Origin of the sequence: Roseomonas rosulenta, assembly GCF_016106005.1 — a bacterium.
In the GTDB taxonomy this organism is placed as follows: Bacteria; Pseudomonadota; Alphaproteobacteria; order Acetobacterales; family Acetobacteraceae; genus Neoroseomonas; species Neoroseomonas rosulenta.
In genome coordinates this window covers 1-622 of sequence record NZ_JACADR010000642.1, presented here as the reverse complement: position 1 = coordinate 622, position 622 = coordinate 1, and the positions used below count along the sequence as shown (strand labels likewise).

Here is a 622-nt window from a genome sequence, read left to right as displayed (position 1 = left end):
ACTCCCGCAGCCGTTCCTCCACGTCGAAGAACCCCGGCTGCCGAACCATCGCCATCCCCCGCGCCAATCCGCGTCAGTGAATCAGCCGAACGGCTTCAGGGCGAGGGGTTTCTGGAGGCGTCCAGCTACTGGATTCTCGCCACTTTACTTGATCAGCCTTATGGCGCCTTCGTTTTCGAAAATGCCGCGAATTCCGATGATTGGGAAGTCGATCTTGTTTGGCTGATTGACGCGCTCGACCGACTTGATCTTGGCTGACTTGGCGCTTTTATTCATGCACGAAACGTTATGTTCTCGTAATATATGCGTGTGTCTGCACTGTATCTCTCTTCCTTCGTCCGCGCGATGAATTGCGCCTTGAAGAGATCCGATTGTGCGTTCGATTGTTTCCTGATGTCGGTCCTGATCTGCATGTCGGCAGTGTAGGCCCCCATCTTTTCCCCAAGTCCGCGGACGTAACGCCCGGGGTCCCGCAGAAATTCCTCGAGCACCCAGTGGAGAGCTCTGCGAAACCTGCGTGATCGGCTGATGAAGATGTGGCGGTGTCCTGGAAGCGGCCTTGGGGGTCGTTTTCGAGCCCGCCGGTCGTGCGGTGGGCGCACCTCTCCCGTCAGGCGAGTAG

The 622-nt window shown here is 57.6% G+C and carries 1 protein-coding gene; it reads left to right on the top strand.

Features of this window, described 5'->3' with window-relative positions; all coding sequences use genetic code 11:
• The coding region (locus HW578_RS27425; RefSeq protein WP_198373837.1) for a hypothetical protein at window positions 1-258 on the top strand (258 nt) is incomplete at its 5' end.
• Between the last annotated feature and the right edge of the window lie 364 nt (window positions 259-622).